General features: G+C 43.6%; 24 protein-coding genes. 7 read left to right on the forward strand and 17 right to left on the reverse strand.

Annotation, left to right across the window (positions count from 1 at the left end):
* The 4 genes from FE392_RS08510 to pth form a co-directional block, all read right to left on the reverse strand.
* Positions 1–688, reverse strand: a 688-nt coding sequence (locus FE392_RS08510) for an Rpn family recombination-promoting nuclease/putative transposase (protein WP_319929803.1), incomplete at its 3' end; no start/stop codon positions are given.
* Between the two features lie 225 nt (positions 689–913).
* A complete protein-coding gene (gene umoC / locus FE392_RS08515) occupies positions 914–1,342 on the reverse strand; it encodes a UmoC family flagellar biogenesis regulator (RefSeq protein ID WP_319929804.1) in 429 nt (142 codons plus the stop codon).
* 307 nt (positions 1,343–1,649) lie between these two features.
* The gene (gene ychF / locus FE392_RS08520) at positions 1,650–2,741 is read right to left on the reverse strand and encodes a redox-regulated ATPase YchF (RefSeq protein ID WP_319929805.1); all 1,092 of its coding nucleotides are present in this window, start codon (positions 2,739–2,741) and stop codon (positions 1,650–1,652) included.
* 112 nt (positions 2,742–2,853) lie between these two features.
* Positions 2,854–3,444, reverse strand: coding sequence for an aminoacyl-tRNA hydrolase (gene pth, locus FE392_RS08525; protein WP_319929806.1), 591 nt, complete (start codon positions 3,442–3,444; stop codon positions 2,854–2,856).
* 438 nt (positions 3,445–3,882) lie between these two features.
* On the opposite strand from pth, the gene ychH reads away from it, so the two are divergent.
* The gene (gene ychH, locus FE392_RS08530; RefSeq protein ID WP_319929807.1) at positions 3,883–4,158 is read left to right on the forward strand and encodes a stress-induced protein YchH; all 276 of its coding nucleotides are present in this window, start codon (positions 3,883–3,885) and stop codon (positions 4,156–4,158) included.
* 135 nt (positions 4,159–4,293) lie between these two features.
* Here ychH and FE392_RS08535 read toward each other — a convergent pair whose 3' ends face one another.
* The 5 genes from FE392_RS08535 to lolB all read right to left on the reverse strand — a co-directional run bounded on the left by FE392_RS08535 (position 4,294) and on the right by lolB (position 11,919).
* Positions 4,294–6,270: an autotransporter domain-containing protein gene (locus FE392_RS08535; RefSeq protein ID WP_319929808.1), complete on the reverse strand. Its 1,977-nt coding sequence runs from the start codon at positions 6,268–6,270 to the stop codon at positions 4,294–4,296.
* A gap of 323 nt (positions 6,271–6,593) precedes the next feature.
* A complete protein-coding gene (locus FE392_RS08540) occupies positions 6,594–8,594 on the reverse strand; it encodes an autotransporter outer membrane beta-barrel domain-containing protein (RefSeq protein ID WP_319929809.1) in 2,001 nt (666 codons plus the stop codon).
* A 795-nt stretch (positions 8,595–9,389) separates the two neighbouring features.
* Positions 9,390–10,337, reverse strand: coding sequence for a ribose-phosphate diphosphokinase (gene prs / locus FE392_RS08545; RefSeq protein WP_139204099.1), 948 nt, complete (start codon positions 10,335–10,337; stop codon positions 9,390–9,392).
* A gap of 59 nt (positions 10,338–10,396) precedes the next feature.
* Entirely contained in the window at positions 10,397–11,302 is a 906-nt protein-coding gene (gene ispE, locus FE392_RS08550) for a 4-(cytidine 5'-diphospho)-2-C-methyl-D-erythritol kinase (RefSeq protein WP_319929810.1), read from the reverse strand.
* Entirely contained in the window at positions 11,302–11,919 is a 618-nt protein-coding gene (gene lolB / locus FE392_RS08555) for a lipoprotein insertase outer membrane protein LolB (protein ID WP_319929811.1), read from the reverse strand. Before lolB ends, ispE begins: the two co-directional genes overlap by 1 nt.
* Before the next feature lie 272 nt (positions 11,920–12,191).
* Here lolB and hemA point away from each other — a divergent pair, with 272 nt between their 5' ends.
* The 5 genes from hemA to kdsA all read left to right on the forward strand — a co-directional run bounded on the left by hemA (position 12,192) and on the right by kdsA (position 17,199).
* The gene (hemA, locus tag FE392_RS08560) at positions 12,192–13,454 is read left to right on the forward strand and encodes a glutamyl-tRNA reductase (protein WP_319929812.1); all 1,263 of its coding nucleotides are present in this window, start codon (positions 12,192–12,194) and stop codon (positions 13,452–13,454) included.
* A gap of 30 nt (positions 13,455–13,484) precedes the next feature.
* Positions 13,485–14,567: a peptide chain release factor 1 gene (prfA, locus tag FE392_RS08565; RefSeq protein ID WP_319929813.1), complete on the forward strand. Its 1,083-nt coding sequence runs from the start codon at positions 13,485–13,487 to the stop codon at positions 14,565–14,567.
* Entirely contained in the window at positions 14,567–15,427 is an 861-nt protein-coding gene (gene prmC / locus FE392_RS08570; RefSeq protein WP_319929814.1) for a peptide chain release factor N(5)-glutamine methyltransferase, read from the forward strand. Before prfA ends, prmC begins: the two co-directional genes overlap by 1 nt.
* Positions 15,411–16,220 (forward strand): invasion regulator SirB1, encoded by an 810-nt coding sequence (gene sirB1 / locus FE392_RS08575; RefSeq protein ID WP_319929815.1) that lies wholly within the window; start codon positions 15,411–15,413, stop codon positions 16,218–16,220. The genes prmC and sirB1 overlap by 17 nt, the downstream gene beginning before the upstream one ends.
* A 124-nt stretch (positions 16,221–16,344) precedes the next feature.
* Entirely contained in the window at positions 16,345–17,199 is an 855-nt protein-coding gene (gene kdsA / locus FE392_RS08580) for a 3-deoxy-8-phosphooctulonate synthase (RefSeq protein WP_319929816.1), read from the forward strand.
* 117 nt (positions 17,200–17,316) lie between these two features.
* Here the strand turns inward: kdsA and FE392_RS08585 are convergent, their stop codons facing one another.
* The 8 genes from FE392_RS08585 to FE392_RS08620 all read right to left on the reverse strand — a co-directional run bounded on the left by FE392_RS08585 (position 17,317) and on the right by FE392_RS08620 (position 23,432).
* Positions 17,317–18,618 carry an MSMEG_0569 family flavin-dependent oxidoreductase gene (locus tag FE392_RS08585; RefSeq protein WP_319929817.1) on the reverse strand — a complete coding sequence of 434 codons (1,302 nt, stop codon included), beginning with the start codon at positions 18,616–18,618 and terminating at the stop codon, positions 17,317–17,319.
* On the reverse strand, positions 18,615–18,920 hold the full coding sequence (locus FE392_RS08590) for an MSMEG_0570 family nitrogen starvation response protein (RefSeq protein WP_319929818.1): 306 nt from the start codon (positions 18,918–18,920) through the stop codon (positions 18,615–18,617). Before FE392_RS08590 ends, FE392_RS08585 begins: the two co-directional genes overlap by 4 nt.
* Positions 18,908–19,966: a sll0787 family AIR synthase-like protein gene (locus FE392_RS08595; RefSeq protein WP_319929819.1), complete on the reverse strand. Its 1,059-nt coding sequence runs from the start codon at positions 19,964–19,966 to the stop codon at positions 18,908–18,910. The genes FE392_RS08590 and FE392_RS08595 overlap by 13 nt, the downstream gene beginning before the upstream one ends.
* The gene (locus tag FE392_RS08600) at positions 19,963–20,523 is read right to left on the reverse strand and encodes an MSMEG_0567/Sll0786 family nitrogen starvation N-acetyltransferase (protein ID WP_319929820.1); all 561 of its coding nucleotides are present in this window, start codon (positions 20,521–20,523) and stop codon (positions 19,963–19,965) included. The genes FE392_RS08595 and FE392_RS08600 overlap by 4 nt, the downstream gene beginning before the upstream one ends.
* Before the next feature lie 13 nt (positions 20,524–20,536).
* Positions 20,537–21,691: an MSMEG_0568 family radical SAM protein gene (locus tag FE392_RS08605; RefSeq protein WP_439153473.1), complete on the reverse strand. Its 1,155-nt coding sequence runs from the start codon at positions 21,689–21,691 to the stop codon at positions 20,537–20,539.
* Entirely contained in the window at positions 21,639–21,776 is a 138-nt protein-coding gene (locus tag FE392_RS08610; RefSeq protein WP_319929821.1) for a hypothetical protein, read from the reverse strand. Before FE392_RS08610 ends, FE392_RS08605 begins: the two co-directional genes overlap by 53 nt.
* 149 nt (positions 21,777–21,925) lie before the next feature.
* On the reverse strand, positions 21,926–22,918 hold the full coding sequence (locus tag FE392_RS08615) for a Nit6803 family nitrilase (RefSeq protein ID WP_319929822.1): 993 nt from the start codon (positions 22,916–22,918) through the stop codon (positions 21,926–21,928).
* A gap of 31 nt (positions 22,919–22,949) precedes the next feature.
* Positions 22,950–23,432, reverse strand: coding sequence for an MSMEG_0572/Sll0783 family nitrogen starvation response protein (locus tag FE392_RS08620; RefSeq protein ID WP_319929823.1), 483 nt, complete (start codon positions 23,430–23,432; stop codon positions 22,950–22,952).
* 252 nt (positions 23,433–23,684) lie between these two features.
* On the opposite strand from FE392_RS08620, the gene FE392_RS08625 reads away from it, so the two are divergent.
* On the forward strand, positions 23,685–25,610 hold the full coding sequence (locus FE392_RS08625; protein ID WP_319929824.1) for a sigma 54-interacting transcriptional regulator: 1,926 nt from the start codon (positions 23,685–23,687) through the stop codon (positions 25,608–25,610).
* The last annotated feature ends 136 nt before the right edge of the window (positions 25,611–25,746 follow it).

Consider the following 25,746-nt stretch of genomic DNA (forward strand, 5'->3'; position numbering starts at 1 on the left):
CCTGTTCAAAATGGGGCGAATCCATTATGACAAACAGGTAGTTGAGAATAGTAACAACATCATTGTCACTATTATAATTGTCTTTAAGAACCTGTGCCAATAGCGTAGTTACAGCTTTGATGCCTTCACGCAGGTTTTTATGTTTCATTGCCAGTTCCATTATCGCGATCTTACGATGATTGATCAGTTCGTTATCATCAATCACGGTCACATCAACGAGAGGAAAGGCATTGAAATAAATCTCTTCCGCCAGGCTAGGTAATGAAAAACACTGCGTCCAGCACTGCTGAAAAGGGTAAGGGCTGGTGTCACCGTGGTAAAACAAAACGGGCACAACCAGTGGCAATGCCTTATGACCTTGTTGCAAATGTTGATTCATCGCCATAAACGCGTAGTGCATCATGCGCCATGCTATCATTTTATCCGGTGTTGACTGGTGTTCAACAAGGACATAAATATACCCGTCACCTTGTTGTGTTTTCACTGAATAGAGCACATCAGACATTCTTGAGCGTAGTTGACGATCAATGAATGACGAGTTAGTCAGAGCTAACGTATTAAAATCACAAAGTTTCTTAATCTTCTCGGGCAGATGAATGTCAAAAAAGTCACGGGCATTCTCGATCTGAGCCATGAATTTTTTGAATGTGGCATCATGAGCTGTAGGTGTAGCCTTTTTATCCTTCATATTTTCTTATCCAAAATGATCCCTGCACTCAGTGTACAGTAAGCATACAGGACAAAAAATAGTGGTACCGTTAACGTCAGTATGGTATCTGAAAGAGATCCATTTATATAAAGGAATTAGTTCCACTCCGGCATTTTGCGTCTTATTGCGTAAGTAACTCTTATGATACCGAAGTGGATTGATGTAACAAGAATTCAGGAGTCAGCTATTTCACTGATGTAGCCGTTATTCTTTCTGAAGCGATTTGACACGTGAATATGTTAATTCAACCTTGCAGGAAAGAAAAACATCGCCGGAACCACTGCCACCTAATATCGCGTCAGATTGTCGCTGGCACTCACTTTCCCGGAACCTCAAGAAATCTTTCTGTGATTTTTTGAGTGAGGCGATAGCGGTTTTTGTTGCTGAAGAACCTGTTTGTTCAAGATTTGTTTTATTGTCGCGTACCGCTTTAGTCATTGCGCTATCGGCAGCGGTTAGTTTAGAGGTGAGACATCCCTGTATTGCAGTTCGAGGGGCATCACCGATTTGGTTATAGCATTGCGTCAGTGGATCTGCTATCACGTCTTTATCAGCGTGGGTATTTGCGATGCTGGAAAATGGTAGGCAAAGAATGATGCTTGTTACAGATAGCAGGCTTAGATTGAATTTCACGGTTAGAAACTCCTTCATGTTTATTCAGAATAGTTTTTAACGCATCTGATAACAACTTTACAATATTTATTCAGTTGTAATATAAAAATACCGATTATTCCTAATTGCACAATGGCGTTTAAGCCAGTTACCTTCCATAGAAAGTTGCCCCAAAGGGGAAAATATTTTGGGGGAGAGATGATGACGTTTATTAGGGACCATATTCGCCATTTAAACATACCAGCCTATGGCTGACATACAACGAAAAAGTAAAAATCCACGCGATTGCGTGGATTTTATGGCGTTTCTTGAAGTGAGCAGAAACTATTTAAACGTTAAACAAGAAGTTCATTACATCGCCATCTTTAACAATATAATCTTTCCCTTCTGCTCGCATTTTTCCAGCTTCTTTTGCGCCTTGCTCACCTTTATAAGTGATAAAATCTTCAAATGCGATGGTTTGGGCGCGAATAAAACCTTTTTCAAAATCAGTGTGAATTTTGCCGGCGGCCTGTGGTGCGGTTGCACCTACCGGGATAGTCCAGGCACGAACTTCTTTAACACCCGCAGTGAAGTAAGTTTGTAGGTTCAATAGCTGGTAGCCGGCACGAATAACACGGTTCAGGCCCGGCTCTTCCAGACCCAGTTCAGCCATGAATTCTTCACGGTCAGCATCTTCCAGCTCTGCAATATCTGCTTCAATTGCTGCACAAACAGGTACAACGACAGAACCTTCTGCTGCTGCAATCGCGCGAACAGTATCAAGGTGTGGATTATTCTCGAAACCATCTTCATTGACATTGGCGATGTACATGGTTGGTTTCAAGGTCAGGAAGCTAAGATAACGGATGGCCGCTTTTTCTTCTGTACTCAGGTCTAAAGCCCGCAGCATACCAGCTTGTTCAAGGTGAGGCAGGCACTTTTCCAAAACCTCCAGTTCAGCCTTGGCCTCTTTATCACCACCTTTCGCTTTCTTCTGGATACGATGGATAGCGCGCTCGCAAGTATCCAAATCCGACAGTGCCAGTTCTGTGTTGATAATGTCAATATCAGCCGCTGGATCAACTTGGCCGGAAACGTGGACAATGTTGTCGTTTTCAAAGCAACGCACAACATGGCCGATGGCTTCTGTTTCACGGATGTTAGTCAGAAATTGGTTGCCCAGGCCTTCACCTTTTGATGCACCTTTTACCAGACCCGCAATGTCCACAAATTCCATGGTAGTGGGCAATATACGTTGTGGTTTAACAATCTCAGCCAATTGGTCAAGACGTGAGTCCGGCATTGGCACAACGCCTGTGTTTGGTTCGATAGTGCAGAACGGGAAGTTTGCTGCTTCGATACCTGCTTTTGTCAGCGCATTGAATAATGTAGATTTCCCAACGTTAGGCAGGCCAACGATACCGCATTTGAATCCCATAAATTTATCACCTTAGATCACTTATAAACCAACGGGCAATATGCCTGTCAGTGAGTTATACAAAATTGGCGCTATTATACACGCAATAGCTCTGTGCGCCACGCACTCCCGGTCAGGCGCTGGCTTTAAATGCATGTAACCGATTGATTGCTTTATTCATGCCATCTTTAATAATAATGTCTGTACAACGCAATGCCTCATCAATAGCATCGTCAATCAGTTTTTGTTCACTGGCTGGTGGCTTGCCCAGAACAAAGCCCACAACTTTACTTTTATCCCCCGGATGGCCAATACCAATGCGCAGGCGGTGAAAGTTAGGGTTATTGCTAAACTTGCTTTGGATATCTTTTAAGCCGTTATGGCCTCCATTGCTTCCACCCAATTTCATTTTTGCGACGCCAGGGGGAAGATCCAATTCATCATGTGCGACCAGTATTTCGTCTGGTTGGATGCGGTAAAACCCAGCAAGAGCCAGAACAGATTTGCCGCTGGCATTCATGAAAGTTGTTGGCACCAGCAGGCGGATATCTTGCCCATTGATATTAATCCGGGCGGTATAACCAAAAAATTTGCTTTCTTCTTTTAGGGGCTGGTTATGGCGTTGTGCTAACAAATCGACAAACCATGCTCCGGCATTATGTCTGGTCTGAGCATATTCGGCCCCAGGGTTTGCCAGGCCAACGATTAATTTTATGTTACTCACAGTTTGGGTTCGCTTATTGGCAATAAAATAAAAAAGGTGAGTAGTTTACCCATCTCAGGGCTTGAGTACAAAGTTCTTGTGTTTTTCATTGTTATCTATATTTTTCATGATCTTCTATATCATTTGCATCCTTGTCGAGCGGTCTACTGGTTGCTGCCCTGAGCTTTATATTGAAGTGCTGCATTATGTGTAATGCTGCGTGTCGTGCGTGGATGTAAACTCATCGGGCATGCCATCGGAGATAAATATAGTTGCTTAATAAATATTAATTCCACAGAATGTAAATAATTAGATCTGAAGTTGAACGAACTGTGATCAGTTACGCAATAACATTCTAAAAAATAAGGCTATAATTAATTCAAAGGAGATATCTGCTTTCGTGCTTTTGAGTTCGTTAAATTTATAAATTGCGTTCGCAAAAAGTATTGGAGGTTGGCTATGAGACGTAAAAAAGCGCTTATTTTTGGTAACATTCTCATGGGATTGGGAATGGCGACGATGTTTATCAGTTTGTCCTATGTATTGTTGAGCCATATTTTTAACTTGGGAGTGTCTGAGTTACTGACAAGCATAGCATTAATGGGATTGTTTGTTGGCGCATTGATTTGGCTGGTTGGCGCCAGTGTTGGTGGACGGGAAGGGGTTACTGATAGATATTGGTGGTTGAGGAATTATGATGAACGCTATCGTCGTAAAAAACACAAGCACCCATGAAATGTATAAATGTTAATAATCTAGTTAACTTATCTGCAAGGCGGTAATAATACTACCGCCTTGTATGTATTTTTCTCTATATTCTTATTCTTTTTGCTATGTCTTTTCTTTTTTATTCCATTTTTAATAAATCATTTAAAAACTGAAATTAAAACCTAAATTAACATTATAGTTATTATCCGGGAAATTATTGTTTTGTTCATGTGATACAGCCGCAAATGCCCGAAAATTATTGGTGAAATTAGCATTAACGCCCACGGTATATTGGACATAATTTTTATCGTTTATTCTTTCTTTTTGAACAAAAGAGGTTCTGGTGGAATTTATGGCGCTGCGCAGTGCATAATCTTCACCGTTAAATTTATGAGTGAGCAAAATTGAGGCATAAGGATTGACGCGACCCAATTGTGTATCCACGCGCCAGCCTACAGAGCCTACTCTTGAATTATAGTGTTGGGAACCAAAATGCATTGAAGTGCTGTTGTCTCCGGCTTCGCGATATCCATCAACATCCCCTTGATCCCAAGCATACTGAATTATCGGGCTGGTGCTCAGATAGTTGGTGACAGGTATATTCCAGCCAGTTGTTATTCTCCAACCCCACTGTTTACCACTGGTTGAGCCAAATTCTCTGCGTGTGGTTTGCCCAAGCCGAATGGCGCGTGACAGGTAATCGTAGTTGGTGTGTGAATAATGAATATCGCTGCTCAGCCAGCCTTTGTCATTATAGTTCCACAGTGCATAGGCTGTCATAACGTGACTGTTTGCGGCATAGCTGAAATGAGGTGCTGCATTTCTTTCCGTTTGAGCACGTGAGATAGTCAATCCTAATAATAAATTATCAGTCAGTTGATAATCGCTGCCCAATGTAAAGGTGTCATCGCGGTTGCCTGTGTAACCGCCAAAGACACCAATTTTCCCTTGTGGATTGCGACTATTTCGCAGTTGTTGCAGGTGCCCGTCAAGTAAAGACAGCGTATTGTTAGTAGGCGCCCGGTTGATTTGATTCAATGTCATCACCAGATATGGCGCGTAATAGATGGACATAATGTACTGACCAACGATTTTATGGGCATCTGGTGTTGGATGGAAATTATCAGAGAATAAGAATGATTGTTTTTTATCAAAATTGGGGTTGGAAGAGTGGCACATCATGGCAAGTTGACCTTGTGGGCAGGCATAACCGAGGGTGTTGGTGATACCATAAATAAATGGATTTTTGATTACTTCCATCAGGAGGCGGTTGGCATCCGCCCGCAGGATATTGCCGTTACCGAGTAATTTATCTTCTTTGTGGTTAAACTCTTCTGAAAATTGGGAGCCCAATTTGCTGTTTTGCTCATAGGCATTGAGCAATTTTTGGTAAATTTCTTTGGCTTTGTTTGGATCTGTAGGCGCTGCATTTTCTGCGATTTTCTCGAAAACACCGTTTAGAATTTTGTTCCGGATCGCAGGATTAGGGGTAGGGTATTTGTTAATTGCTTCGCGGGTTTTTTCCAGAATTTGTTTGATTTTTTCGGGGGGGATCTTGTTTTTTTCTAATGCACCTTTCAGCACACTTTCTAATATTTTGGGTGTTGTACCCACATCAGGAACATTAGGCACAATGACCAGACCTGCACCTGCTTTAATGAGCTGACGGACTTGTGAGGCAGCAGATGTAGAACCATTGTCGATGATTTGTTGTGCTGTTTTTTTCTCTCCTTTTGAAAAGAAAACTAAAGCATCGGCGACGTCATTACCCCCGACCCAGTGGATATACAGGCTATTGGGGTCAGCTTTGTTAGCGTACGAAGCAAAATATTTATTGAGCTGCTTTTGGGTTGTAATGAATTGATGCTTTGATCCCTCTGAGTCATTGGCTGTTGAACCTGCTATAGCATAATTAGTTCCACCATTTTTGGATGGTATTAATTTTTTGTTCGTAATTTTCTGGGCTATATATTCATCATAGAGTTCAGATTCTTTTCCATCTGTTGTAAATCTGCCTAAATTTCCACCATCGCTTAAACTGTCGCCAAACACATAAACATTATCATAAGCATGGGTATTGGAAACGAAACTCAATAAAAATGCTGTTGTAGTTGAGAGTACAAGATGCGTTTTTTTCATCGTCATTCTCCAAAGAAATAGCTTAGTATTTCCACGTCAGCACAATACCTTGGTACAATAACTCACCTCAACCTATTGAATTAATAGAGATAATAGTTATTTATTCTCTTTGGCGAAGTGCTGATTTTTATGGTTTCAGCTTGATACTACTTTGGATGACGTATATGGATACTCAACGTAATGGTAACGCTCGTATATTTGTATGAGTGTTGAACGAGGGAAAATAAAAACGCAAGGACACCAAAGGTGCTTGCCTTGCGTTTTTGATTGAGCGTGCTAATTTTTGATGCTTTTATATCAATGAATTATAAAAGCTCAACAAATTAGAAGCTGGCATTGATTCCGAGGCTAATATTGTAGTTAGGGTCTTGAGCATTACCATCATTGCGGGTAACAGAAGCAAATCCACGTAATTTATTGGTGAAGTTTGCATTTACGCCGACGGTATATTGACGCCAGTCGCGGCTTTGTTTGTCACCTGTTTGCGAAAAAGATGTCGCGGAGGAATTAATGGCACCGCTCAATTTGTAACGGGCATCATCAAACTGATGATTGAATTGAACCGCAGCATAAGGATTGAAGCGACCTAACTTCGTATCCACACGCCAACCCAGTGTACCAACTTTAGAGGTATATTTTTGGTTACCGAAATGCATGGAAGTGCTATTGCTGCCGGATTCATGGTAACCATCAATTTCACCTTTATCCCATGCATACTGAATGATTGGGCTGGTGGTCAGATAGCGGGTGACTGGGATGTCCCATCCTGCAGTGATGCGTGCTCCCAACTGCTTACCAGCGGTAGAACCTGTTTCTCTGAGGTTCGCCATACGAAGACCCTCACCCAGCTTGATAGAACGGGTCAGACCATAATTGATGCGAGAATAATGCACATCGCCGCTCAGCCAACCGTTGTTGTAATAGTTCCACAGCCCATAAGCGGCAAACACATGACCACGCCCTTCATAAGAGAAGTCAGCCACAGGAGTACTCTCATCCTTATAGTTGGAGTACATCGCACCCAACAGCAGGTTATCAATCAATTGATAATCACTGCCAAGGGTAAAGGTTGCGTTCTTGCTGCCGGTATATCCACCAAAGACACCGATTTTGCCTTGTTCATTGCCGCCATTGCGCAATTGTTGCAAATGGCCGTCAAGTGAAGAGAGGGCGCTTTTCACTGGGGCGCGGTTAACTTGGTTCAGAACCATTACCTGTGATGGAGCAATGCCAATTGAAGTAATGTATTGAGCAATGAACTTATGTCCCAATGGCGCTGGGTGAAAATTATCGGAGAATAAAAATTCCTTGTCTTTTGTGAAGGTTGCATCATCTTTGGAGCATTTATCGGCGGTTACACCAGCACCACAGGCATAGCCCAATGTATTGTCGATGCCATAAATCAGAGGATTGGCAATGACTTCACGCAATAATCCATTGATATCAGCACGCAAAATATTGCCGTTGCTCTTGCTAATTTCTCTATCTACTGTGCTGTTATAGAGGTCTGTAAGATTTGAACCACCTTGACTGGCTTCTGCATACTTGTCATTGAGCATCTTTTCAATTTGCTCAGGTGGGATTTCTACGCCGTGATCTTTTGCCTGTGTAGCTAATTCATGGAAAACTTTTTTAATCCCTAGCTCACGGAAAGTATCACTAGGGATAGTTTCTTTGTTAATGTCTGTATGAATTTTTTGTAAGATATTGCCGATATCTGAGTCAGATACACCTGCTTGTTTTAACGCCCCATTAAGCACAAATTCTAATAATCTAGGTGTAGTGCCGACATCAGGAACGGTAGGAGCAATAATTAAGCCTGCTCCGGCATGAACGAGAGAGTTAATTTGGCTGGATGCTTCCATCGCGCTGCTCAAAGTCATACCTTGGGCAACTTTTCTTCCTTCTTCTGGATCATTAGTTTCTGCGCTTTTTGTAGCACCGGCCATTAAGGCTGCGGCAAGATCGTTGCCACCAACCCAATGAATGTATGTGCCGTTAGGATTAGCACGATTGTTATGGGATTTTAAGTAGTCACTGACTTGTGTTTTTGTGCCATCAGCCGTAGCGCCGCCCACAGCAAAGTTGGTGCCGCCATTTTGGGATGGTTTTAACTCATTACATGAGATAAGTTGATTATACAATTTGTTTTTTTTACCATCTGTTGTATAAACCGCGCCATCATTATTTCCAGTATCGCTTAAACTATCACCAAAACCTACAACGTTGTTAAAGACACAATCATCGGCATAAGCATTGCCAATAAAAATTGCATTGATTGAAAGCGCTAACAGTGCAGGTGTGAATAAAGATGCCTTTTTCATTGGCATTCTCCTTAAATAGTAGTTTTTAAATTAACCAGCAATCGTCTGTTAAAGTAAAACGTCCGGCGACTTCATCTTTGATTAAGCCGGAGGTGCTGATGTATTAAATAGTTGGAATAAATTTATGTCAGACAGTGAACATCTTGATAAGAACTGTCCTCGATTATGTATGGTCAGCTGTCAGAAATCGTCCATATTGATTTGAGTTTTTTATATTCAATGTGCTGTAAATACATACATTTTTAAAAACACCTCCAAAAATACTAATCTGATAAAAATTAACCATAGCTAAATTCAGGTCAAAAGAAGCCCTACCTGAAAACTCAGGTATTGATAGTTTGTCTATAAGTAAAATTTATTTTTTTAGACTGGAAATAATATTTATCTATCGATACTTCATTGTAACTAAATGAAATAGTACCCAGCTGTTTTTATTGCGCGACAGGTTAGCAGCAACCTTTGGATGACACCAGTATTGTTGGAGAATTCGGTGACTGGACGTACCAGATGAATTGTTGTGCTTGTTGAATATGAATTTTTATTTGTTTATAACGCAATCAATTTATTATAGTGGGAAAAATTCACTTAACTTTAATCAAGTTATTGATATAAATGATTATTTATGTATGAGTAATAGTTATATTTGTTATTAATTACGGACTTAGCTATTAATGAAAGCGATTAAATAAACAGAAAAACCCCGCTGTGCAAATGCAACAACGGGGTTTTTCAGGCAATGATTTATTTAATCACTTGAATAAGTTTGTGCTTAATACTTGCACTAAAACCCAATCATTAGTGCTCAAACATCGCGGAGATAGACTCTTCATTGCTGATACGGCGAATAGCTTCAGCAAGCATGCCAGACAGTGTTAAAGTACGAACTTTGTTCAATGCCTTGATCTCATCAGACAGAGGAATTGTGTCACACACAATAAATTCATCGATCACTGAGTTCTTGATGTTTTCAACTGCATTGCCAGAGAAGATAGGGTGGGTTGCATAGGCAAACACCCGCTTCGCTCCGCGCTCTTTCAATGCCTCAGCTGCTTTGCACAACGTACCACCTGTGTCGATCATATCATCAACCAGAACGCAATCACGGCCAGCAACGTCACCGATGATGTGCATAACCTGAGAAACGTTCGCACGTGGGCGGCGTTTATCAATGATGGCCATATCTGTATCATTCAGCAGTTTGGCAATTGCACGGGCACGAACGACTCCACCGATATCCGGAGAGACAACAATCGGGTTTTCCAGACCTTTCTGGAGCATATCTTCCAGAAGAATTGGGCTACCAAACACATTATCAACCGGAACATCAAAGAAGCCTTGGATCTGCTCGGCATGCAGATCAACGGTGAGAACACGGTCTACACCAACACTGGACAAAAAGTCTGCGACAACTTTAGCGGTGATTGGCACACGTGCTGAACGGACTCGGCGATCTTGACGGGCATAACCGAAGTAAGGAATAACCGCAGTTATACGGCCGGCAGATGCGCGACGTAAAGCATCAACCATAACGACTAATTCCATCAAGTTGTCGTTAGTTGGTGCACAGGTGGACTGGATGATGAAAACATCACCACCGCGTACATTTTCATTGATTTGAACACTGACTTCACCATCGCTAAAACGACCGACGGCAGCGTCTCCCAGGCTAGTGTACAGGCGGTTGGCAACACGTTGTGCTAGTTCAGGTGTGGCATTACCAGCAAAAAGCTTCATATCGGGCACGAGAAAAACCTCAGGCTTGCGTCCAGAGAGATATTGTTGACCAATTGAACAAACCTTGCTCATTGGTTCAATAACACGGTTATCCCAGAGCGGAATGTATGCAAAGGTGAAATGTTGACGCCACGCGCAACAAAGCCCTGCATCCACTCTGGGGCTTGATTTAACACCTTACGGGCTGATGCCTCTGTTTCGAACTCGCCGAAAACACATGCACCAGTTCCGGTCAGGCGTGACGGGGTGTATTGTAACAGCCATAAAAGAAGCTGTTCAACCTCACGAAAACGTTTTCTTGCGATTGGTTCACAATCATTTGCAAATGGTGCCTTTAATAATGCGGGCAGAGCACGAATTGGAGAATCTCTTTTTAATTCAGGATCTGTGAAGATCATCGGGGTTGAAATCTCAATTCCGGGGTGTGCAACCAGAAACCATTTTTCTTCCGGTGAGGCGGGTTGGAGTTTTTCGCCTATTCCTTCAGCAAAAGCAGCATGCCCTTTGACAAATACGGGAACGTCTGCACCGAGGCTGACACCAAGTTGTGCCAATTCGTCATCGGATAGATTGGCTTGCCAGTGATGATTCAGGGCAACCAACACCGTTGCCGCGTTGGAAGAACCTCCACCTAAGCCTCCACCCATTGGCAGACATTTATCAATGTGAATATCGGCTCCCAGATATTCAATGCCGGGTCGGCGGGCGTTATTGTGATCCTGCTGCGTGCGTTTTTGTAATAAATGCGCTTGCAATAATCGGGCGGCCTGCACGATCAAATTATCATCATGGGCAACGCCTGTAACGGGAGTCAGCAGGTGAATTTGGTTATCCTGCCTAGGTGAAATGGTGATTTTGTCACCATAATCGAGAAATTGGAACAGAGTTTGCAGTTCGTGGTAGCCATCGGGACGTTGGCCCGTGATATACAAAAATAAATTCAATTTTGCCGGTGAAGGCCAGGTTAAAGTCATTATTGCGTCGTCCAGTTATCCATTTTTAATTTGATGCGATTCTTTCCTTGGGTAAGTTCCAGCCGATTGGGCAAGGTTGGAGCTGTTGAAGTATCATATCCCTGATAATTTACCTGCCAAACTTCACCATTTTTTCTATCACTGACGGATTTGAGCAAATAGTTTGCATCCAGTTGGAAATTTTTGGCGTTCCCAGGTAAGCCAATAATCCAATTTTTCAGGTTATCCAATGGAATGTGCATATCAGTAAGTTGGTAAATTAATGATTCAGGATTGTCACTGCGATATTTTTTACCCTCACTGTCGGTGAGCCGGATCATGTTTTGTTCGACGAATAACTCTAACTCTGTCGTACCTAGGGGATTCAATAACAGTAACTTATAATCATCAGGTGAATATTGTTGCCAGAAAAAGCGCGCATACACTTTTTTATCATTGCCCAGATAAGCGAACGAGCCCCTTGTTTGATAATGTTCCATTTTTTTTAGTTGTTGCTCACGCGCATGCCATTGTGGGCTGTCCGCTGATCCCGTACCGACAGGGGGTTGAGTCACTGTACAGGCGGTCAATAAAACAGCGGAAAGGGGAAGCAAGCGAAAAAACGCGGATATCTTCATACAATAGCCCTTGGCAATAGGAGTGTTTGAAACTTGAAATCGACTGGATATGCAACTTGCCATCAAAGTCTATAATCAAGGAGCTAATTTAGCGAAAATTTGCCAAAAATTCTCGAATAAATTACTGATAATGGTTCGTTCGGCTTTTATTGAACTGATGCATCAAGTAAAATGCCCAGCTATTGGGAGTCCTTATGAAGGGTGTGAGTTTATGAGAATAGTTATTAATATCATCATGAATTTGATCCCTGTGATAACTCAACGCAGTTAAAATGACTTTATTAGCACTTGGTATCAACCACAATACAGCACCTGTTTCTCTACGTGAGCGGGTAGCCTTTTCTCCCGAAACGTTAGGGCTTGCTCTTGATGACTTGCTCCGGCAACCGCTGGTGCGGGGTGGCGTCGTGCTGTCAACCTGCAACCGTACAGAGCTCTATCTCAGCGTTGAGCAACAGGATAATTTTAAAGAACAACTGATTGATTGGCTATGTGGCTATCATCAGCTCAATCCTGAAGATCTGCAATCCAGCCTCTATTGGCACTTGGATAATGATGCTGTCAGCCACCTGATGCGTGTTGCAAGCGGGTTGGATTCTTTAATCTTGGGCGAACCGCAGATTTTGGGGCAGGTGAAAAAAGCCTTTGCTGAATCGCAAAATTATCAATCCCTGTCAGGGGAATTGGAGCGTTTGTTCCAAAAATCGTTCTCGGTGGCCAAACGAGTCAGAACTGAAACGGATATCGGGGCAAATGCGGTTTCCGTTGCTTTTGCTGCCTGTACGCTGGCCCGGCAAATTTTTGAATCCCTCTCCAAATTGAGCATCCTGCTGGTGGGAGCAGGGGAAACTATCGAACTGGTGGCACGTCATCTCAAAGAACACGGTGTGCGCCACATGATGATTGCCAACCGTACAAAAGAACGGGCACAGGCTCTTGCCAATGAAGTGAATGCTGAGGTTATTTCTCTGCCGGACATTGATACCCGATTGGCAGAAGCGGATATTGTGATCAGCTCTACCGCCAGTCCGTTGCCGATTATTGGTAAGGGAATGGTGGAGCGGGCATTGAAATTACGCCGGAATCAACCGATGCTGCTGATTGATATTGCTGTTCCCCGTGATATTGAGCCTGATGTTGAAAAATTGAGTGATGTTTATCTGTACAGCGTGGATGATTTACAGGCCATCATTCAGCAAAACCTAGCCCAGCGCAAAGCTGCGGCGGTTGTAGCAGAAGGGATTGTGCAACAAGAGAGCGGCCATTTCATGGATTGGTTGCGTTCTCAGGGTGCCGTCAATACAATTCGCGAATATCGGGAACAGGCAGAGAAAATCAGGGCTGAAATGACAGCAAAAGCATTGATGTCCATAAAGCAGGGTGCTGATGCTGAACAGATCATTAACCAATTGAGCCACCAATTGACCAATCGTCTGATCCATACACCAACAAAATCACTCCAACAGGCTGCCAGTGATGGTGATTTGGAACGCCTGAATCTATTACGTGACAGCCTTGGGCTGGAGCACAACTAACCCTATTCTAAATAAGGTCTGATATTACGAATGAAGCCTTCTATTGTCGCTAAATTGGAAGCATTGCAAGAACGCCATGAAGAAGTATTGGCTCACCTCGGGGATGCCGGAGTCATCGCTGATCAAGAACGTTTTCGTGCATTATCGAAAGAATATGCTCAACTTACCGATGTGACGAACTGTTTTAAAGCCTGGAAAGGCGTTCAGGATGACATTGAAACAGCAGAGATGATGCTTGATGATCCCGAAATGAAGGAAATGGCGCAGGAAGAACTCAAAGACGCAAGAATTCGTAATGAGGAATTGGAGCAACAGCTTCAATTATTGCTGTTACCAAAAGATCCCGATGATGAGCGTAACTGTTTCTTGGAAGTTCGTGCTGGAACGGGTGGGGATGAAGCCGCCATATTTGCCGGGGATTTATTCCGCATGTACAGCCGTTATGCAGAATCCCGCCGCTGGAAAGTTGAAATCATGAGCAGCAATGATGGTGAACATGGTGGATATAAAGAGGTAATCGCAAAAATTTCCGGGGATCAGGTTTACGGGCATTTAAAATTTGAATCAGGCGGCCATCGAGTTCAGCGAGTGCCTGAAACCGAATCACAAGGCCGTATTCATACTTCCGCCTGTACTGTCGCTATCCTGCCAGAAATACCGGAAGCAGAGCTGCCGGAAATCAGCCCTGGTGACCTGAAAATTGATACTTACCGCTCTTCAGGTGCTGGCGGACAGCACGTCAATACCACCGATTCTGCAATTCGAATTACTCACCTTCCAACCGGTATCGTCGTTGAATGCCAGGATGAACGTTCCCAGCACAAAAACAAAGCAAAAGCGATGTCTGTGCTCGGCGCCCGTATTCGCGCCGCAGAAATGCAAAAACGTCAGGAAGCAGAAGCTTCTGAGCGTCGTAATCTGCTGGGTTCTGGAGACCGTTCTGATCGTAACCGTACGTATAATTTCCCGCAGGGGCGCGTTACGGATCACCGCATCAACTTAACCTTATACCGCCTTGACGAAGTCATGGAAGGCAAACTGGATATGCTTATTCAGCCTATCATTACTGAATATCAAGCCGACCAGCTATCTGCATTATCAGAGCAGGATTGATGAATTATCAACATTGGCTCCAGTATGCAACTGCGCAATTAACCGAGAGTGACAGCCCCAAGCGTGATGCAGAAATTCTGCTGCAATACGTGACAGGGCGTTCACGAACCTATTTGATAGCATTCAATGAAACGCTGATTTCAGCGGATGAGGTTCACCAACTTGGTGATGCGCTGGCTCGCCGGATTAAGGGCGAACCGATTGCTTATATTGTTGGGGAACGTGAGTTTTGGTCACTACCGCTTGCTGTTTCACCGGCAACGCTTATTCCACGTCCAGACACTGAATGTTTGGTTGAGAAGGCTCTGGAATTGTTGCCTGACGTACAGGCCCGAATCTTGGATCTCGGAACAGGAACAGGGGCAATTGCGCTGGCGCTTGCCAGTGAGCGGCATGATTGCTATGTAACAGGCGTTGACATTAATCCTGATGCAGTGACATTGGCACAACACAATGCTAAAAAAAACGCAGAAAAGTTATCTTTCCACAATGTGAATTTTTTACAAAGTGAGTGGTTTGCAGCGTTGGGGCAACAACAATTTGATATGATTGTCAGCAATCCTCCGTATATTGATGAGTCTGATCCTCATCTGTACGAAGGAGATGTCAGGTTTGAACCGGCCACTGCATTAATTGCCGCACAAAATGGCCTGGCAGATTTGCAATTAATTGTGGAGCAAGCTCGCCATTTTTTATTACCAAACGGGTGGTTATTGTTGGAGCATGGCTGGAAACAGGGAATCGTTGTCAGAAACCTATTTTTGGAGAAAGGTTATCGGCAGATAGAAACTTTTCAGGATTATGGTGGTAACGAACGTATCACGGTAGGTCGATGGAATAAAAATGAAACCCATAGCTAATTATGAATTTAATAATGCTTCCCTGATAGACGGAATTATTCTAGTAACACAGGCGATTCGTCCCGATTTCCCTCAAGTATTGGTTACAGAACAACTGACTGCATTGATTGAAGAAGCCGAGCAGAGGCTTTCCTCAGTTGCTGATATAAAAGCAAAAATACAGTCGTTATTGACACTTTTTTATTGGGAATGGAAGTTTGGTGGAGCAAATGGGGTTTACTGCTTATCTGATACATTGTGGCTGGATAGGGTATTGAACTCACGCCAAGGTGCACCTGTAGCGCTTGGAACTCTCTTTGCACATATTGCCCAGACACTGGCATTGCCGGTACAGCCTGTAATATTCCCGACCCAGCTTATTTTGCGAGTTGATTTGGACAATGAATCAACATGGTTCATTAACCCAATGAATGGCGATACGCTCAATGAACATGTACTTGATGTTTGGTTGAAAGGCAATATCGGCCCAACTGTTCGCTTGGAAAGTAAAGACTTACAAGAAGCAGATAACATTAGTATCGTGCGCAAGATCACTGACACTATTAAAGTTTCTCTGATGGAAGAGAAAAAAATGGAACTGGCGCTTAAAGCCAGTGAAATCGTGCTGATGTTTGATCCTGATGACCCGTACGAAATCCGCGACCGAGGGCTGATTTATGCGCAGCTTGATTGCAATCATATTGCTGTTTCGGATTTGAGTTATTTTGTGGAGCACTGTCCTGAAGATCCCATCTCAGAAATGATAAAAATGCAGATTAACACCATTGATCAGAGAACGGTTGTTCTTCACTGAACATTTTCTCTGGCCATAATGACGAGATAGCATTTCTCTGCTTCCCAGACTTTTTAATGGGTACAGTTTTTTATTTTTATGGATACAGCAAATTTATTTGCCCTTAACAAGAGAAGGTATAAGTATGCAACAGAAAGTGGTTAACATTGGTGACATCAAGGTCGCAAATGATCTGCCTTTTGTACTGTTTGGCGGTATGAATGTCCTTGAATCACGGGATTTGGCCATGCGTATTTGTGAACATTATGTGACCGTAACACAAAAACTGGGCATTCCTTATGTTTTCAAAGCGTCTTTTGATAAGGCTAACCGTTCTTCCATCAACTCTTACCGTGGGCCAGGCTTGGAAGAAGGCATGAAGATTTTTCAGGAGCTGAAACAAACTTTTGGCGTGAAAATCATCACGGATGTGCATGAAACTGCGCAGGCTCAGCCTGTTGCTGATGTGGTTGATGTGATTCAGCTTCCGGCTTTCCTCGCGCGTCAGACTGATTTGGTTGAAGCGATGGCAAAAACAGGGGCAGTGATTAACATCAAAAAACCTCAATTTGTCAGTCCGGGCCAAATGGGCAATATTGTTGAAAAATTTAAGGAAGGCGGCAACGAACAGGTAATTCTGTGTGATCGCGGCAGTAACTTTGGTTATGACAATCTGGTTGTTGATATGCTGGGCTTTGGTGTTATGAAACAAGCTACCGGTGGCGCTCCAGTTATTTTCGACGTGACTCACTCTTTGCAATGCCGTGACCCATTCGGGGCAGCTTCAGGCGGTCGCCGCGCTCAAGTTGCTGAATTGGCTCGTTCAGGAATGGCTGTGGGTATCGCCGGCCTGTTCCTTGAAGCGCATCCAGATCCAGAAAATGCGAAATGTGATGGCCCATCAGCGCTACCGCTGGATAAACTGGAACCATTCTTGATGCAGATGAAAGCCATCGATGATGTGGTGAAAGGTTTTCCTGAACTGGATACCAGCAAATAATCGCTGAAACAGCCAGATCTTCTGGGTGAGACGGTTACAGGCATTTTGCTTGTAACCGTTTATTTTATCCGGCATCTGCCAAACGGCAGCCAAAAGTATGTCGGGGGAGGGGGAAGATCACTCCGCCATTTCGGCAATTTGTTTATTATGATTAGTTTGTCGTCTGAGGTTTTGTGCAATATGCCGGACTACATAGGCCGCATCCTGATCGATCCCCAAAAATCGCCCGGAACCCCATGTATGTAGCCAAGGTAAACCAATAAACGTAACATCCGGATCAATGGTGATGCCTCTGTCATGTTTGGGATAACCATTGTCCTGAAAAATAGCCAAATCAATCCATGAATAATCCGGTTTAAAACCGATACACCAAATCACCGAAGTAATATTTTCTTTTGCCAAATCAATATGGAGGATTTCTTGTTCTGGCTCCCAAACAGGCTGATATACCGATGCCGGTTCTTCAGTCGCAATATTGTTTTTCTCTAAATATTCATCAATAGAGGCATTAATCCGGTTATACGTCGCATCAGCACGGCTCAGGTTTTCTGATAAATCTGGCCTGAACCAGAGTTGCCCCTCTTTATAGTCATCAAAACGCCCAAGCAACTGCATGCCTTCTAAGGCAAATTTACGCAGGTCAATATCATGCCCGCCATCACGTCCTGTCACATAGTGGTTGGTACTGTCACGGACTTTTTCACTATAGCGATGATCTTTTGCCGTCATTTTGTAATGGCCCATATCAAACAGCCACTTCACCACATCTTTGCCGCGATAGAAGCGGGCACAGCGCGGCGCATCACCGGTTGATAAATAGACTTTCTTGCCTGCCAAGTGTAAATCTTCGGCAATTTGTGCTCCAGACTGCCCCGAACCTACCACCAACACGGCTCCTTCAGGCAGTTGATCCACATTTAAATATTCTTCCGAATGCATGACTTTTATATGCTCAGGTAAATCATCACTTAATCTGGGGTAAATCGGGGTATGATACCCGCCGGCGGCGACGACAAGCTGCTTGGCTGTAGTAGTGCCATGATTTGTTTTGATGATAAACTGTTGTGCCGCCACTTTTTCCACATGTTCAACCTGAATATTTAACATGGCAGGTGGATTGAGTTTTTCAATAAACTCATCAAGATATTCCACAATTTCGTTTTTTTTCATAAACCCGTCGGGATCTTGTTTTTGATAAGGATGTTCAGGTAACAAACACTGCCAATTCGGTGTTACTAACGTAAAATTATCCCAACGTTTACGGCGCCAGCTATGGGTCAACTCGGGTTCTTTTTCCAACACCACATGTTCAATACCTGATTTTTGCAAATAGTGGCTGATGCATAAACCTGCCTGACCGCCCCCCACAATGACCACATCATAATTTGGCAGCAATACTTGATTTTGGCTAGTAATCATAGAACTTCCCTCTCATTTTTTGTCATTTCAATCACTGTAATTTGATCTTCGGGGGTGAGTTCGAAGTGTTTGGCTTGGTGTTTGATCAGTGTCAGGCTGTCCATGGCCGAACTACAGGCAAAGCCATAACGTATCCGCACTCTTTCCGAGGCGGCATGCAAACCCTCTTCAACCTGCTGCAAAAACAATATGCTTGGGTAACTTTTATGCATGGACAAATATTCATAAATCACGGTTGAAGGGGAGTAATATTGAATCTGTTCCCCATTGGGCCACTTCACAGTAAAATTCACACTGGGCATAACATAGACTCCTGCTGCGATTTCAAGGCATCGGCATAACAAAAACCGGTAAATAGTTGGTTGTTAAAATCCCAAAATAGGCTTTTCTGTTGTTGTTGCTGTACCGTAACGGCACTACTGGCATTGGTTTCGCCCACCACGGCGCAGGTAATGCCCTGACGGTGAAACAACGTGATAATTTCTTGACAGTTATCGGCATTGGCCGTCAGTAAAAACCCAAAGCTGGGAAAAATTTGCAGCCATCTAGACCAATCCACACCATTAGGTTTGGGAATGGCATCCAGGCTGATATGAGCTCCTGACGCTGTAGCTTCAAGCAACATCAACAAACTGCCTAAAATGCCAGCATTACTGATATCACGGGCTGCATAAGCCAGATTGGCTTCCGCTAATTGCGGCAACAAGGCAATTTGCGACTGTAAAACGCGGTCAGAGACATGCTCAAAGCATTTCCAATAAGTGGTATTGGGATGGAATTGTCCTTGCAGATTTAAAGCAATCAGGATTTTTTGTTGTGGTTTGACATGCAACACTGAGAGCAATTTTTGCGCTGTACCCTGAATTGCAACTGACAAAGCGGGTTGATAGGCCGCATCGAGGTTAGTATGCCCGCCGACCAATGGCACGCTATAGGCACGACAGGCATCTTGTATACCTTGCATGATCCATTGGGCCTGCTCACTGTTGATGTGCCAAATACTGTTTACCACTGACAACGCTCGGCCTCCCATCGCAGCAATATCACTGATATTCGCCATCACCGCTGACCACCCGGCAAAATAGGGATGATTGGCGACAAAACTTGGCAACATACCCTCACAGGCGTGCAATACATATTGATCATTTAACGGCAGCGCCGCCGTATCATCCCCGGGGCAGGCATACAAACTCTTCCAATCCTGTGCATCAGCATGACACCTTGTATTGGCTGGAATGGCATTTTTTGCAATTGAATTGACTGAAACACAGGGATTAATCGCCTGTTTGGAGCGCATGGCCGGAGTGTTCTTCAATATATCCAGCAATGTATTGAGTTCCATTGTCATGCCTCCTCCTGCATATGGTTTTGCATCGGGATATACGGCAATGGATAATTTTCAATCTGTGCCTGCATCAACACATGCGGGATGTTGGCGACAGTGAGCAGCTGCAAACTATGCCAACCCAACCTTTGGAAATAATGTTCATTTTGACTTTGCACTGTGGCTAAAAAAGTACGGCAACCCAAGTCCTTGGCCGTTGATACCGCCGCATTGATTAACGCTTTCCCAATCGTATGGTGGCGCCGATAGCGAGGCTCGACACATAAACGCCCGCCATACCACGTTTGATCATCAACGGGGAAAATGCGTACGGCACCAATGACACGATCGCGCTGACCGGGCGCTTTCTCAATGGCAACAATACCTAATGCCTTAACATCATATTCGTCACGATCTTCTTTCAATATTTTTTGTTCATCGCGAAAGGTAACTTCGCGCAAGTGATAATATTGCTGAAGCTCCCAATCTTCCGACACAATTTTGATGGCAATGTCATCACTGATAAATTGTTTCAGTTTTTCATCGGGTTGAAGCCGCCAAGAATAACGAGAAAGTTCCATATCATATTTCCCCTTATTCATACGCTTTCAATGAGGAACAAGCCCCACATTTGGCGCAGCCTGCTTGAGTATTTTCTGAGTTCAGGCCATGTTTTTTGAGTTGCAATCCGATTTTTGGATAAAGGGACTGCATAAAAGCGTGATCCGGTTTAGGGTGATGTTCTAACGGTGTGCCCTGAATGGGGACAAAGGGCACAACAAATGGATACACACCCATTTCCGTCAATTTGGCAGCCATTTCCACGATTTCTGATTCGGTATCACCCAACCCAGCCAAAATATAAGTACTGACTTGCCCGCGGCCGAATACCGCAACGGCCGCCTCAAATGCGGAAAAATACGTTTCCAGCGAAACTTCGGCTTTGCCCGGCATGATTTTTTGTCGCACACGCTCGCTCACGGCTTCAAGGTGCATACCAATTGATACAGCGCCGACCTCTTTTAAACGTTGAAACCAGGTAAAATCATCAGGTGGCTCACATTGAACCTGTATTGGCAAATCGACTTGTGCCTTAATCGCCTTGACGGAGTCATATAAGATTTTTGCGCCGCGATCTCTTGCATTGGGGGTTCCTGTGGTGATCACCATTTGCTTGACGCCATCCAGCTCAACGGCGGCTTTCGCGACTTCTGCCAGTTGTTCCGGGCGTTTGCGGGCTAAGGTTCGTCCCCCGATAAGGGACTGATCAATTGAGCAAAACTGACACGCGGTTGCCTTATCATTCATTCGAATGCAATGTTGCAACACCGTTGTTGCCAGCACATCGTGGCTATGCAAGGTTGCAATTTGCTCATAGGCAATACCTTCGGCGGTTGTTAAATCATAAAATCGGGGACGGGCAGGGACAGTTAACGTTGCCACCGGGATCCGGTTTTTAAAAACAGTCACCTTGTCTGAGTTCAACTCAGGCTTTGCCGTGTAGGGAGAGTCTTGTGCTGCAAGATTCAGCACAGGGATCATCATGGTTTTACCATCAAGACACAGCGCTTTATGATCGCTTGGGCCTGCACCACCTTTACGGGATAAGCCAAATTCACCTTCCCATTTCAGGCCGTTGCATTGTAAATCGGTCAATAATTCTATTGTGGATACTTGTCTTACAGGTAACGCCTTTTCAGGCAACTGTCTTGTCGGTAACGGTTTTGTAGACAATGACATTGCAGACATCTTTACCCCCTATTACTTGGGTTTCATCAATAGGTTTATACCCTTCGCCATTCAAGGTGTTTTCTTGTTGGCTGCGTTTATGCATCCCGGTCACCGTTTTATAAATAGGCGGTTATCTATGCTGCCGGGGATGACTGAGAGGCTATTGCCTCTCGATCTTTGGCCGGACAAATTCGCTCCTGACGAATTTGCCACTCTCTTGCTGCCGCTATTCATCTTGAAATTCATTGAGTATCAGATCTGTGGTTCAGCAAAATTTGCGTCTTTTTCGGGATGACTTGGTACCGATGCTTCAATTTTTAGTTCGTGTAATACATTTGTTGGCCGGCGATCAATCAACAAACTAAGCAGCTCAGGGCGGCTGTAATGCCCCACCGAATCCATCATGCGTTTGCGTTTATCAATCAGGCTAAAATCCAGATCGGCAATGCAGTAACCTTCACCTTGTGTGAGCGGTTCAGCTAAAAACTTACCTTCGGGAGATACAATGGCAGTAAAGCATCCTCCTGAAATCGGGCCGATATCACAGCCAGTATCTTGCATAATTTGTTGTTGCTGTTCGGGATGCAACCAGGCGGTGGAGTTGACCACAAAACAGCCGGACTCTAAGGCATGGTGCTGAATGGTTGCTTTGATTTGGTCGGCAAAAACTTGTCCTACCAACGAACCAGGAAACATGGACGCATGTATTTGCTCACCATCAACCATTAAGGCAAAACGTGCCAATGGGTTGTAATGTTCCCAACATGCCAGTGAACCAATACGCCCCACTGTGGAATCAATGGCACACAGGCCACTGCCATCACCCTGACCCCAAACCATCCGTTCATGGTAAGTTGGTGTGATTTTGCGGCGATGCTGAATAATTGAACCATCGGTATCAAATAACAGTTGTGCGTTATAAATCGTACCGCCTGCGCGTTCATTAACGCCAATTGATACCACCATGTTGGCTTTCAGGCAGGCTTGACCAATCGTAATCGTGGCTTCAGAAGGTATCACCACTGATTCACTTAACAGCGTCAAATGTGCTTTTCCCATGGCAAATGGCGGCTGCACAAAGGAAAAATAAGGGTAATAAGGCACGACAGTTTCAGGAAAAACGGCAAATTGCACACCTTGTTTTCCAAGCTCTAAAATAATGTCACAGATTTTTTTTACCGTTTCGGCCTGACTATAAAGCACGGGGCTACATTGTACTGCGGCAGCTTTAATGATTCGGTTCATGTCTTATTTCCCTTATAGAATTGGCGCTTACTTAAACAGTCCAGGTATCAATAATTAAGGCATTTTCGCGACGCATCAGCAGTTTTAGATCCATCACATCCAGAGGGTTAATGGGGCGAATTCCTGGCATAAGGGCTTTTTCCGTCTGACCATACATGGCTTGTAACGCAAAACGACAGGCATAGACTTCACCACCTTCATTCATAAAAGCTTTTAATTGGTTATTGACGGCCAAATGGCCCGGAAATGCCTCAACGCCTAACGTTGGAAAACCTCGTTGAATCCCCAATTGCACACCCGGGCCGTAAAGCAATATTTTGGTTTCAAAACCTTTACGCAATAAACGCTTCGCCTGCATTACATTGATTAGGCCGATTGAGCCTTCAAATGCAACGGTATGGAAAGTCAGCAATGCTTTTTCACCCGGCTGGGCTTTGACGTCTTCAAATACTTTTTCTTCGTAATCAACAAGAAAGTCGCCATCTTTATATTGTTCGATATCCACTTTTGGCATAGCTCGCTCCTAGTTCAATGTTATTTTGGAATGAATCGATGTGCTGTCTTCCTGTGTTATTGCGAAAACTATGCCAAGTTATATTGTGGGGCAGGGATTGGTATTTAATTTATTGAAAAACATAAATTAAATTTATTGTAAGATATTTTTATACATATCAATGAAACAGCTGAGGCACTATGATTTTTCGTAGTATTATGATTTTTCATAATTAAAACTATGGAGATTCATAATACGAATATGATGGATAACATGAATAAAGTTGATTTCATTTCGGATTGGGGTATTTCTGAAAATTCGATTCGCCCGCTGGCATTTGAACACACATCACAGGCATTAATTGTGCTGGACCCACATCAAAATCAGTTTATCGATGTGAATATCAGCGCCACTCGATTATTGCATTGTGAACGTAATGAAATTATTCAAAAAACAGTAAGCTCTGTTTTTGGCCACATAAACCAGCTACCACAATTACAGGCATTTACCGAAGAAGCATTGAAGAACGGTTGGGCTTGGAGCAATGAATTATGTTGCTTTGATAAACAGGGGGAAAAAATCCAATTAGATATTACATCCGTTTCATTGTCTTATAAAAACAAAACATTGCTGATCTGGGCGCTGGTGGATATCAAAGAGTTAGAATGGCGCCAATTTCAGCAAAATACCGATAACGCGATCCGTACAGATTTAAAAGAATGGCAGTCTTTGCAAGAATTGTTTATCGACTCTGATACAGGCAAGCATTTATTGCTGAGTTCAGCCGGCGATGGTATTTACAGTATCAACAAGGAAGGGTTGTGCACCTTTATTAATCCTGCCGGCGCCAAAATGCTGGGGCTGCAACCTGACGATGTGTTGGGCAATAATATTCATGAAATCCATCATCATACCCATGAAAATGGTGATCATTACCCTGTAGAGGAGTGCCCAATTTACGCGGCAGTCCATGATGGCATTGTATATGAAGGCGTTCAGGAAATTTTTTGGCGGCGTGATGGCAGTTACTTTCCGGTGGAATTTACCAGCACTCCGGTTATTTGTGATGGTGAAATTATTGGGGCAGTAGCCGTATTCCGTGATATTACCGAGCGACTGAACACCGAAAAACAACTGACTCAAGCCCTTGAGGAATTGCAAGATTTAAAAAGTCGGCTGGAACAGCAGAACGAATATTTGCAGGAAGAAATTTTACAAGAAAATAAATACCATGAAATTGTTGGCAATAGCGCCTCAATTTTGCAGATTATCGACAAAATCAAGGTTGTTGCTCCAACGGATGCCAACGTGATGATTTATGGTGAATCCGGTACAGGCAAGGAGTTGATTGCCCGTGCTATTCACCAATCCAGCCACCGTAAACAGCAACCACTTATTCGGGTCAATTGTACCGCCATCCCTACGGAACTGTTTGAGAGTGAATTTTTCGGGCATGTCAAAGGGGCATTTACTGGCGCTGTACGTGACCGTATCGGGCGTTTTGAACTGGCAGATCAAGGCACATTATTTTTAGATGAAATTGGTGATATTCAACCAGAATTACAAAGTAAGTTACTGCGTGTATTGCAGGAAGGCACTTTTGAGCGGGTCGGCGAAGAAAAAACACGGCGTGTCAATGTGCGCATTATTGCTGCCACCAACCGGAATTTAAAGGAAGATGTGAAAGAAAAACTCTTCCGCGAAGATCTCTATTTCCGTTTAAATGTGTTTCCGATCCATGCGCCCGCCTTGCGTGAGCGCAAAGAAGATATTCCGATGTTGGTGACACATTTCACCCGATTGATTTGTGATAATCGTAAGTTTAAGTATTTACCATTTTCACAAAAGCATATTCTGGAACTTCAGCAATATGACTGGCCTGGTAATATCCGCGAGTTGCAAAATGTGATTGAACGTGCGCTCATTACGGCGAGGCAGGGGGCGGTTTCTTTTCAATATCTACTGGAACAAGATCAAGTACCAGCCAAGATCCCGCATCAGGAAATCCATCATGAATACCAACAAACAGAAGGGGTGCTGACGATAAAACAGTTTCAGGCGTTAGAGATGCAAAACTTTTCCCTTGCTGTCAAACAATGCAAAGGGAAAATTTTCGGGGATAACGGTGCAGCAAAGTTGTTGGGCATAAATCCAACAACTTTGATTTCGCGTTTAAAGAAATTGGGGATTGATTATTAAAAATTGTCTCCGATGGTAGCCTGGACGATTAATAAATTGCCATTTATTTCTGTACCTTGAATATAAAGTTGCATGAAAATTTAATTGCTCTTAAATAGGGCCAACTTTGGCTTTTGCCAATAGCCATGTTTTCAAA

The organism is Xenorhabdus santafensis (assembly GCF_033949405.1).
Lineage (GTDB): Bacteria > Pseudomonadota > Gammaproteobacteria > Enterobacterales > Enterobacteriaceae > Xenorhabdus > Xenorhabdus santafensis.

Excerpts from the sequence above, each read along its gene's own strand:
- ychF (WP_319929805.1), bottom strand. The coding sequence starts at position 2,741 with ATGGGATTCAAATGCGGTATCGTTGGCCTGCCTAACGTTGGGAAATCT.
- FE392_RS08620 (WP_319929823.1), bottom strand. The coding sequence starts at position 23,432 with ATGCCAAAAGTGGATATCGAACAATATAAAGATGGCGACTTTCTTGTT.
- lolB (WP_319929811.1), bottom strand. The coding sequence starts at position 11,919 with ATGAAGATATCCGCGTTTTTTCGCTTGCTTCCCCTTTCCGCTGTTTTA.
- ychH (WP_319929807.1), top strand. The coding sequence starts at position 3,883 with ATGAGACGTAAAAAAGCGCTTATTTTTGGTAACATTCTCATGGGATTG.
- FE392_RS08540 (WP_319929809.1), bottom strand. The coding sequence starts at position 8,594 with ATGAAAAAGGCATCTTTATTCACACCTGCACTGTTAGCGCTTTCAATC.
- hemA (WP_319929812.1), top strand. The coding sequence starts at position 12,192 with ATGACTTTATTAGCACTTGGTATCAACCACAATACAGCACCTGTTTCT.
- FE392_RS08625 (WP_319929824.1), top strand. The coding sequence starts at position 23,685 with ATGAATAAAGTTGATTTCATTTCGGATTGGGGTATTTCTGAAAATTCG.
- prmC (WP_319929814.1), top strand. The coding sequence starts at position 14,567 with ATGAATTATCAACATTGGCTCCAGTATGCAACTGCGCAATTAACCGAG.
- FE392_RS08600 (WP_319929820.1), bottom strand. The coding sequence starts at position 20,523 with ATGGAACTTTCTCGTTATTCTTGGCGGCTTCAACCCGATGAAAAACTG.
- FE392_RS08535 (WP_319929808.1), bottom strand. The coding sequence starts at position 6,270 with ATGAAAAAAACGCATCTTGTACTCTCAACTACAACAGCATTTTTATTG.
- FE392_RS08610 (WP_319929821.1), bottom strand. The coding sequence starts at position 21,776 with ATGCATAAACGCAGCCAACAAGAAAACACCTTGAATGGCGAAGGGTAT.
- kdsA (WP_319929816.1), top strand. The coding sequence starts at position 16,345 with ATGCAACAGAAAGTGGTTAACATTGGTGACATCAAGGTCGCAAATGAT.
- prfA (WP_319929813.1), top strand. The coding sequence starts at position 13,485 with ATGAAGCCTTCTATTGTCGCTAAATTGGAAGCATTGCAAGAACGCCAT.
- FE392_RS08590 (WP_319929818.1), bottom strand. The coding sequence starts at position 18,920 with ATGCCCAGTGTGAATTTTACTGTGAAGTGGCCCAATGGGGAACAGATT.
- FE392_RS08585 (WP_319929817.1), bottom strand. The coding sequence starts at position 18,618 with ATGATTACTAGCCAAAATCAAGTATTGCTGCCAAATTATGATGTGGTC.
- FE392_RS08615 (WP_319929822.1), bottom strand. The coding sequence starts at position 22,918 with ATGAACCGAATCATTAAAGCTGCCGCAGTACAATGTAGCCCCGTGCTT.
- sirB1 (WP_319929815.1), top strand. The coding sequence starts at position 15,411 with ATGAAACCCATAGCTAATTATGAATTTAATAATGCTTCCCTGATAGAC.
- FE392_RS08605 (WP_439153473.1), bottom strand. The coding sequence starts at position 21,691 with ATGTCTGCAATGTCATTGTCTACAAAACCGTTACCGACAAGACAGTTG.
- FE392_RS08595 (WP_319929819.1), bottom strand. The coding sequence starts at position 19,966 with ATGACAATGGAACTCAATACATTGCTGGATATATTGAAGAACACTCCG.
- ispE (WP_319929810.1), bottom strand. The coding sequence starts at position 11,302 with ATGACTTTAACCTGGCCTTCACCGGCAAAATTGAATTTATTTTTGTAT.